The organism is Arthrobacter glycogeni (genome assembly GCF_054511155.1).
Genome location: NZ_JBTNDE010000018.1, coordinates 63,071 through 70,925, shown reverse-complemented (window position 1 = coordinate 70,925; position 7,855 = coordinate 63,071). Strand labels below are relative to the sequence as shown.

At 64.2% G+C, this 7,855-nt stretch carries 8 protein-coding genes, 2 tRNA genes and 1 pseudogene; 7 read left to right on the top strand and 4 right to left on the bottom strand.

The genetic code is table 11. The features are described 5' to 3' along the window. Window positions 1-558: 558 nt before the first annotated feature. Together ACX80O_RS12880 and ilvD are read right to left on the bottom strand one after the other, a co-directional pair. Window positions 559-672: pseudogene (locus ACX80O_RS12880) on the bottom strand (ROK family protein); the annotation flags it as partial. Window positions 673-798: 126 nt separating this feature from the next. Continuing rightward, window positions 799-2,502: a dihydroxy-acid dehydratase gene (gene ilvD, locus ACX80O_RS12875; RefSeq protein WP_459306867.1), complete on the bottom strand. Its 1,704-nt coding sequence runs from the start codon at window positions 2,500-2,502 to the stop codon at window positions 799-801. A gap of 194 nt (window positions 2,503-2,696) precedes the next feature. Here ilvD and ACX80O_RS12870 point away from each other — a divergent pair, with 194 nt between their 5' ends. Continuing rightward, complete coding sequence (locus ACX80O_RS12870) at window positions 2,697-3,188, top strand: hypothetical protein (protein WP_459306868.1); 492 nt, start codon at window positions 2,697-2,699, stop codon at window positions 3,186-3,188. A gap of 15 nt (window positions 3,189-3,203) precedes the next feature. On the opposite strand, the gene ACX80O_RS12865 is transcribed toward ACX80O_RS12870, so the two are convergent. Further along, on the bottom strand, window positions 3,204-4,154 hold the full coding sequence (locus ACX80O_RS12865) for a 2-hydroxyacid dehydrogenase (protein WP_459306869.1): 951 nt from the start codon (window positions 4,152-4,154) through the stop codon (window positions 3,204-3,206). A gap of 116 nt (window positions 4,155-4,270) precedes the next feature. Here ACX80O_RS12865 and ACX80O_RS12860 point away from each other — a divergent pair, with 116 nt between their 5' ends. The 4 genes from ACX80O_RS12860 to ACX80O_RS12845 all read left to right on the top strand — a co-directional run bounded on the left by ACX80O_RS12860 (window position 4,271) and on the right by ACX80O_RS12845 (window position 6,464). Continuing rightward, the gene (locus ACX80O_RS12860; RefSeq protein WP_459306871.1) at window positions 4,271-4,444 is read left to right on the top strand and encodes a hypothetical protein; all 174 of its coding nucleotides are present in this window, start codon (window positions 4,271-4,273) and stop codon (window positions 4,442-4,444) included. A gap of 6 nt (window positions 4,445-4,450) precedes the next feature. Beyond that, entirely contained in the window at window positions 4,451-5,599 is a 1,149-nt protein-coding gene (locus ACX80O_RS12855; protein WP_459333687.1) for a PQQ-dependent sugar dehydrogenase, read from the top strand. 90 nt (window positions 5,600-5,689) lie between these two features. After that, a tRNA-Lys gene (locus tag ACX80O_RS12850) sits at window positions 5,690-5,765 on the top strand. A gap of 270 nt (window positions 5,766-6,035) precedes the next feature. Further along, entirely contained in the window at window positions 6,036-6,464 is a 429-nt protein-coding gene (locus ACX80O_RS12845) for a hypothetical protein (protein ID WP_459306913.1), read from the top strand. A 63-nt stretch (window positions 6,465-6,527) separates the two neighbouring features. Here the strand turns inward: ACX80O_RS12845 and ACX80O_RS12840 are convergent, their stop codons facing one another. Then, entirely contained in the window at window positions 6,528-7,061 is a 534-nt protein-coding gene (locus ACX80O_RS12840) for a MarR family winged helix-turn-helix transcriptional regulator (RefSeq protein ID WP_459333686.1), read from the bottom strand. Window positions 7,062-7,235: 174 nt separating this feature from the next. Between ACX80O_RS12840 and bcp the strand changes: the two genes are divergently transcribed. Next, the gene (bcp, locus tag ACX80O_RS12835; protein ID WP_459333685.1) at window positions 7,236-7,706 is read left to right on the top strand and encodes a thioredoxin-dependent thiol peroxidase; all 471 of its coding nucleotides are present in this window, start codon (window positions 7,236-7,238) and stop codon (window positions 7,704-7,706) included. Between the two features lie 57 nt (window positions 7,707-7,763). Next, window positions 7,764-7,845 (top strand) — tRNA-Leu (locus ACX80O_RS12830). Window positions 7,846-7,855 lie beyond the last annotated feature (10 nt).

Sequence of the window (7,855 nt, the reverse complement as noted above, 5' to 3'; positions counted from 1 at the left end):
GTCCAGGCCAGCGACCGCGACCAACCCGAGCCGACCCGTCAACGCCGGCGGGCCATCACTGGAACGCACCCGCACATCCGGATCAGACCCCACCCGGAAGAAATTCAGAAAATCAGTCTGAGAATCAGGGAGATCCCTTTTCGGCCGGGGCTCCAGCGCCTTCATCACAGGCGCCGTCCACACGGCGGCCACACTCAACGGACCACCCAGACCATACCCACCCGAAGCCCCACCCGAAGCTCCACCGAAAGCCCCCGCGGGACCGCCCGTGAAAGCCCCCGCGGACGTATCCGCGGGCCCACCCGCGGAGCCAGAATCCGGACCGGACCCGGGACGGAACCCCGATCCAGTAGCAGAAGCTCTACTGCTTTTCATACCCCCATTCCATCACCCGCCACCGACATTATTAGGGCCCAACCCAGGTACACAGAAAAACTTTCTGAAGTATTTTCCAGACCAAAAAACCGGCCACCGAAGGACCCAAATGCACTCCCGCAGCTCGGACCTTGAGGCAGGCTACTAGGTCTGCCTCACGTGGGGACTCGGCTATTTCTGGCGCTACCAAACCGGACTCAACCGTGACAGATCCGCCGCACAGACCCACCCGGCAAACGGCCCCAGGGCCCGCGGATTCCATCCGGTCGAGGGCCGGAATCCGCGACCGGTCAGGTTCAACACGGTTCAGCGGCAAGGGTCGAGCCTGTCGCACTCGCAGCGCGACGCCGCACTCGCAGCGCAACAGCAACCCCGCAGCGCGACAGCAACACCGCGGCGCAACAGGCGCGGCGGGCCCGCAGGCTAGCCGCAGTAGGCGCCCTCGGATGCCGAGTGCACCAGCTTCGCGTACTTGGCCAGCACACCCTTGGTGTAGATCGCCGGCAGCGGCTCCCAGCCCACCTTCCGGCTCTCCAGTTCGGCTTCGTCCACCAGCAGGTCAAAGGTCTTGTTCGGGATGTCGACGCGGATCCGGTCGCCATCCTTCACAAAGGCGATGGGCCCGCCGTCGACGGCTTCCGGCGCGACATGTCCAATGCACAGCCCGGTGGTGCCGCCGGAGAACCGGCCGTCGGTCAGCAGCAGCACATCCCTGCCCAGACCTGCGCCCTTGATTGCACCTGTGATCGCCAGCATTTCCCGCATCCCCGGACCGCCCTTGGGGCCCTCGTAGCGGATCACGACGACGTCGCCAGCCTTCACTTCGCCGTCGGCAAGCGCCTTCAACGCGCCCTGCTCCCGCTCGAACACGCGGGCCGTTCCTTCGAAGACCTCGGCGTCGAATCCCGCGGTCTTGACGACCGCACCGTCCGGGGCGAGCGACCCCTTCACGATCGTGATCCCGCCACTGGCGTGGATCGGGTTGTCGAGCGCGCGGAGGATCTTGCCGTCGAGGTCGGGCGGATTGATGGCCGCCAGGTTCTCGGCGAGGGTCTTCCCGGTCACGGTCATGACGTCGCCGTGCAACAGCCCGGCGTCGAGCAGCGCACGCATGATGACCGGGACGCCTCCCACCTTGTCAACGTCGGTCATCACGTAGCGGCCGAACGGCTTCAGGTCGCCGAGGTGAGGAATCCGGTCTCCGATCCGGTTGAAGTCGTCAAGGGTGAGCTCGACCTCGGCTTCGCGGGCAATCGCCAGCAGGTGCAGCACGGCGTTGGTCGACCCGCCGAAGGCCATGGTGACGGCAATGGCGTTCTCGAACGCCTTGCGGGTCATGATGTCGCGGGCGGTGATCCCGAGGCGCAGCAGGTTGACCACTGCCTGCCCCGATTTGCGGGCAAACTCGTCCCGACGCCGGTCGGCCGACGGCGGCGCCGCCGAGCCCGGAAGCGACATGCCCAACGCCTCACCGATGCACGCCATGGTGTTGGCGGTGTACATGCCACCGCAGGCGCCTTCACCGGGACAGACTGCCTTTTCGATGCGGGTGAGATCCTCTTCGCTCATCTTGCCGGCGGCGCAGGCGCCCACGGCTTCGAAAGCGTCGATGAGGGTGACTTCCCGCTCGGTGCCGTCTTCGAGCTTCACCCAGCCCGGCATGATCGACCCACCGTACAAAAAGACGCTTGCCAGGTTGAGCCGGGCCGCGGCCATCAGCATCCCCGGCAGCGACTTGTCGCAGCCCGCCAGCAGCACCGACCCGTCGATCCGCTCGGCCTCCATGACGGTCTCCACCGAATCGGCGATCACTTCACGCGACACCAGCGAGAAATGCATACCGGAATGGCCCATCGAAATGCCGTCGGAAACGGAGATGGTCCCGAACTGCATCGGGAACCCGCCAGCAGCATGCACGCCTTCCTTGGCGCTCTGAGCCAGCCGGTTCAAGGACAGGTTGCACGGCGTGATTTCATTCCACGAGCTCGCGACGCCGACCTGCGGCTTGGCGAAATCGTCATCGCCCATCCCGATCGCCCGGAGCATTCCGCGGGCCGGAGCCCGTTCAAATCCATCGGTGACGGCCCGGCTTCGCGGCTTGATATCTGGGGTATTTTCCACGCTCATGGGTCAAAGTCTAGGCGTATGCGCTTTCACTTCAATTCCATATGACCGGCCTGTTACGGGATCGGCGGGCGGCTGCGCACGGTTCCTGCCCGACGTCGGCCGCTCCCCGGTTATGCGGTCGCCGGCCCCGCGGGGACTCGCCACCCTCATGCTGGACCATCAAGCTGGGATCCGGGGCACGTAAACTTGGCACTATGTCGACGCCTCCATCGGACCCTGCCCTCCCGCAACCGCCCGACCGGACCCCCGATAGCGACCAGCTCAAGGACAGCCTGCGGAAGATTTTTGACTCGCAGATCCCCAACTATGGCGACTACAACCTGGTCTTCGCGGCCAACGAACGCTATCACCACCGGGATCCCGACGGCGCCCGTGTGGTCACCCCGAAATATTACGTGGTGGGCTACCGGTGGAAGCCGACCGAGATCATGATTGCTCCCGTCGATGCACAGACGCTGGCCAGCGCGGGGGTACCGGTCGAGATCAACATGACCAACCTGTCGCATGCCCGCCGCCTCGCCGGCGGTCACTTCGAGGTCGGCACCAGTACGGGGCGGACCTTCAGGTTCGGCGTCCACCCTGAGGCCCGATTCAGCTCGGGCCCACACTCCCGCCTCATGATCGATCAACGGGACGACCACGAGGACTTCAGCGCGTTCATGACCACATTCATCGCGATGGGCTGATGATTGCCAGCAAGATCAGCTGTACAGCGACCCCCGCTGTACCAGGTTTTCCGGTTCCTTGCCGGTGGCAAAGCAGTCCAGTTGGTGCTTCAGCAGTTTGATCATGCGTGGCCAGAAGGCCCCGGTGTTACCTCCGCTATGCGGTGTGATTAAAGCCCCACTAGCTAACCACAGCGGGTGCCCCTCCGGAACAGGTTCCGGATCGAAGACGTCAACGGCCGCCGAGAGCCGACCGGAGACCACCTCCGCTGTCAAAGCCTCACTATCGACCACTGCGCCGCGGGCAACGTTGACCACCAGTGCGCCGTCGGGCATCGCCGCCAGCACCTCGGCGTTGATCAGGCCACGGGTGGAATCGCTCAGCGGGGTGATGACAATCAGCACCTCAGCCTGTTCGGCGAGCGCCACGAGTTCATCGGTGCCGTGAACGTGCCCCCGCTCGTCGTCGCGGGCAGAACGGCCCACCCGGGTAAGTTCCACCTCGAAGGGGTCGAGACGGCGAGCAATCTCGACGCCGATTCCTCCCACCCCGACGAGCAGCACCCTCCGATCGGCGAGCCCCGGGTAGCGCGCGGGTTTCCACTGCCCGAGGGTCTGGTTGCGGACCGCGTCGTCGATGCCCCGGAGCGAGGCAATGGCCAGGCCGATCGCAAGCTCGGCGGTCGCCGCAGCGTGGACCCCCGCTGCACTGGCGACAGCGACGTCGTCGCCAACCAGTTCGGGGATGCCCTCGTAGCCGGTGGTCTGGGTCTGCACGAGCAGCAGGCTGGGTGCGCTCCGCACCGCGTGACCGAACTGATCGGGTGACGACATATACGGCAGAACCGCGGCGTCAATGTCAGCCAACTCCACCCCCACCGGCCCTTGGTCGAAGTCCCACACGACCAGCGAAATCCCCGCGGGACCTGGCCGCAGGGCATCGAGCATTTCCACGCTGGGCACCGACACGGTGGTGATCTTGTCCATTCGCCCCACCCTAGTCTCTCGCCGAATGAGCACCCGCCCGGCGGTGGACACCCGCGAAACGTGGCCGTAACGTCGAACGTGTCCGGGTTTTCCGCATCATGAGGAGGAGACGTGTCATGGATGCACTGCTCTGGGTGCTGCTGATCGTCGTCGTCGTTGGCGCCGTCTGGTGGTTCCGCTCCCGCGCACCTCTCGATTCCCGCAGCCAGGTCGCGGACGATGCTGGGCCGAGGTCGACTCCCGCGCTAGGGGAAGGCCCAGACCCGCGGGGTCGCCAAATCAAGGAGTGAGCCATCGTGCTGACAAACCGACATCTCTTCACATGCGTGCTGAGCGTCCCGCTGCTCGTGATGCTCGTGGGCGTCAGCGCGTGCACAGCCCTTGAGCCAGCACCGATCGTTGGCGGAGCCCCGACGTCGGCCACCCCGGCGGGGGAATCATCTTCCGCGAGCGGCCCGACGTCGGCCAGTCCGGCGCCGTCGACCACGTCCCCCTTGCCTGCCCTCTCCCCCGCAAAGACTGTCGCCGCAGATCTCAGTGTGCCCTGGGGGTTGGCTGCGCTGCCCGACGGGTCGCTGCTGGTCACTGAACGGGAATCCGGAGAGATCAAACGGATCGTGGACGGATCTACCACCACCATCGGCACCCTTGGCCGGGAGATTGCCGCGGCGGGCGAGGGCGGGCTACTCGGGCTGGCGATCGGACCAGACTTCGACACCGATCCGCGACTGTTCGTCTACTTCACCGGACCGGATGACAACCGGGTGGTCAGCCTCGCCTATGGCGAGGGCGGACTGGGTGAGCCCCAGGAGGTGTTGACCGGTCTTCCGAAGGCCAATATCCACAACGGCGGACGGATCAAGTTCGGCCCCGACGGATACTTGTATGTTGGCACCGGCGATGCCGGGCAGGACGCCTCGGCCCAGAACCCAGCAAGCCTGGGCGGAAAGATCCTTCGCATCACTGCCGACGGCAATCCAGCCCCCGGCAACCCGGTGGAGGGTTCACCGATCTACAGCCTCGGACACCGCAATGTGCAGGGCCTTGCCTGGGACTCCGCCGACCGGCTGTGGGCGAGCGAATTTGGCCCCGAGGTCGACGACGAGCTAAACCTCATTGAACCCGGTGGGAATTACGGCTGGCCCGCCGTGACGGGCGCTCCCGGGGCTGACGGGTTCATCGACGCCCAGGTGGTCTGGCCGTCGACAGCTACCTCCTCCCCCAGCGGGATGGCGATCGTCGACGACGTTGCCTACATCGGTAGTCTGCGCGGCGAACGGCTCTGGCAGGTGCCGCTCGCGTCCGGAACGGCCGGAACGCCGGTCAACCATTTCGGCGGCGAGCATGGGCGATTGCGCGACGTGATCGAAGGCGCCGGTGGCACACTGTGGATTGCCACGAATGAGGGGGCCCAGTCCCGGGTGCTGTCGGTCGGCGTGGACTAACCACGGCGTGGAGAATCAATTTCGGGTTTCAGCCGATGTGCTGGTAGAGTTTCATGCTGTTGCGGTTGGCCCAATGGGCCCAATCAACACGCACCTCTAGCTCAATTGGCAGAGCATCTGACTCTTAATCAGAGGGTTTCGGGTTCAAGTCCCGAGGGGTGCACCACACGAAAATAGCCTGACCGGCAGAACGCCCGGTCAGGCTATTTTTTGATTGACCTGCAGACGCGAAAAGTATCCCATCGCCGATTACTCTGCCGAAAGCTGGGCTGCGGCCCTCTACTGACCACCGCTGACCGCAAACCTCTTCGGCAGTCGTGAGAGCCGGTGCGGTCGATGCTCGCGAGGAGGGGGCAGACCGCCCGCTCGGATACCAATTTGGTTGCAATTCTCCAGGATCAGTGACTACGGGGCTGTAAAGCAGTACATTGTCGCCATGGAAGGGGTGCCATCCTTCGGGGAAATACACGCCGGCGAAATAAGCCGGCGGGTGGCACGCGGCCGCTGGGCCTCCATTGCTGCAGAATTCGGCATGCTCACCGGGCCGGAAGTCGACGACATGGTGGGTCCTCTCTCACCTCCAGCTGGCTGCCTCGCGGCGAAACGCCAGATCCTGGGCGTGGTGACCCGGGCAGGGCGGGTCCTCTACCCAGGGTTCCAGTTTGATCCCAACAGCGGACACGCGCGTCCCGCGATTGCCCGCGTAGCCATGATCGGGCTCGCAGGAGGGTGGAGAGACAGACATTTACTGCAATGGTTCTGCCTACCCAATGGGTACCTCGGTGGCGACAGACCGGTCGACGTCCTGAGCGATCCGGAACGCCTGATCTACGCTGCGCACGGCGACCTCGACCTCGTCTGGTGAAGCCGCTGGTGAAGGGCGTCTGGTGAAGCGCGGCGCCACCTCCAGCTTCAGGAACGATATGCCCTAGTGTTCCCCAGGAACCAGTGCATCGGGGCCGTCAGACAAACCGGACGGCGGCAGTTCGCCGTCGTCGGGTACGGCATCGACGGCGACCGACGGGGCGGGTGCGCTCGTAGTCCACCGGGGCGCTCCAAGTTCGCGGATCACACCCTGAAGGTGGACGCGCAGCTCGTCCGAGACCAGCCCCTCACCGGTGATCAGGGTGCGTTCAATATCTTTCGCCATTAGCAAGACGCTGCTGCCAGCGTCCGTGATGGAAACCACGTGGCTGCGGCGATCAAGATCATTCCGAGTGCGTGAGACGTGGCCCCGCGTCTCAAGCCTGGAGAGTGTTTTACCCATCGTCTGCGCCTGAACCCGCACGATCTGTGCAAGGTTCGCCTGAGTCATTGGCCCCTGGCTGGCCAACACACCCAGTGCGATCACGCCGGCGTGGGTCACGCCAAGCGACACCAACTGCTCGTTCCACGCATGCTCCACCAGTCGAGCGGCGGTTGTCAGCAGTCGACCGGTGGGCCATTGCTCCAGGTCCGGCATAAAAGAAAACACTTCCTCTCGCCCCACTGGTGTGCGGCGTTGATCTTGGTCCCGCAGTTGGGTGTAGTTTCAAACGGCTCGACCCTATTTACTTATGATAGCTAAGGATTTGCGAAAAGTGTCAGCGCAACCATGTGCAAGGCAACTAATCAAATAGCTGAAAGGATATTGATAATGGCTGAACGGCTAATGTCAGGCGATGCGGCCCCGGATTTCACCCTGCCCGCAGCCGACGGATCCTCGGTGTCGCTGAAGGACCTTGCGGGTACCAGTGTGGTCGTCTATTTTTACCCAGCCGCGGCCACCCCTGGATGCACCACCCAGGCATGCAACTTCCGCGACAATCTCGCGTCGCTGGCCGCGGCCGGCTACACAGTGGTGGGTATCTCGCCCGATGGGGTCTCCAAACTCAGGAAATTCGCCGACGACGAGGAGCTCACCTTCCCACTGTTGTCCGATGAGGACCACACGGTGGCTGAAGCATGGGGAGCCTGGGGAGAGAAGAAGAACTATGGCAAAACCTATGAGGGGCTGATCCGCTCGACCGTCGTCGTCGGGCCCGATGGCCTGGTGCAGTTGGCTCAGTACAACGTGCGCGCTACCGGCCATGTGGCCAAGCTCAGGAAGGACCTCGGCGTTCAGTAGATTCGCGTACACTGGAGGCTGATGTTTTGGGCGGCCTGGCTGTCCTCGGCATCGAAGGCGCGAGTGGCGGAATTGGCAGACGCGCTGGATTTAGGATCCAGTGTCTTCGGACGTGAGGGTTCAAGTCCCTTCTTGCGCACAGGGTTAGA

Coding starts and splice junctions, on each gene's coding strand:
- ACX80O_RS12840 (WP_459333686.1), bottom strand. CDS start 7,061: ATGCCGGACCTGGAGCAATGGCCCACCGGTCGACTGCTGACAACCGCC.
- ACX80O_RS12860 (WP_459306871.1), top strand. CDS start 4,271: ATGGATGCACTGCTCTGGGTGCTGCTGATCGTCGTCGTCGTTGGCGCC.
- ACX80O_RS12870 (WP_459306868.1), top strand. CDS start 2,697: ATGTCGACGCCTCCATCGGACCCTGCCCTCCCGCAACCGCCCGACCGG.
- bcp (WP_459333685.1), top strand. CDS start 7,236: ATGGCTGAACGGCTAATGTCAGGCGATGCGGCCCCGGATTTCACCCTG.
- ACX80O_RS12865 (WP_459306869.1), bottom strand. CDS start 4,154: ATGGACAAGATCACCACCGTGTCGGTGCCCAGCGTGGAAATGCTCGAT.
- ilvD (WP_459306867.1), bottom strand. CDS start 2,502: ATGAGCGTGGAAAATACCCCAGATATCAAGCCGCGAAGCCGGGCCGTC.
- ACX80O_RS12845 (WP_459306913.1), top strand. CDS start 6,036: ATGGAAGGGGTGCCATCCTTCGGGGAAATACACGCCGGCGAAATAAGC.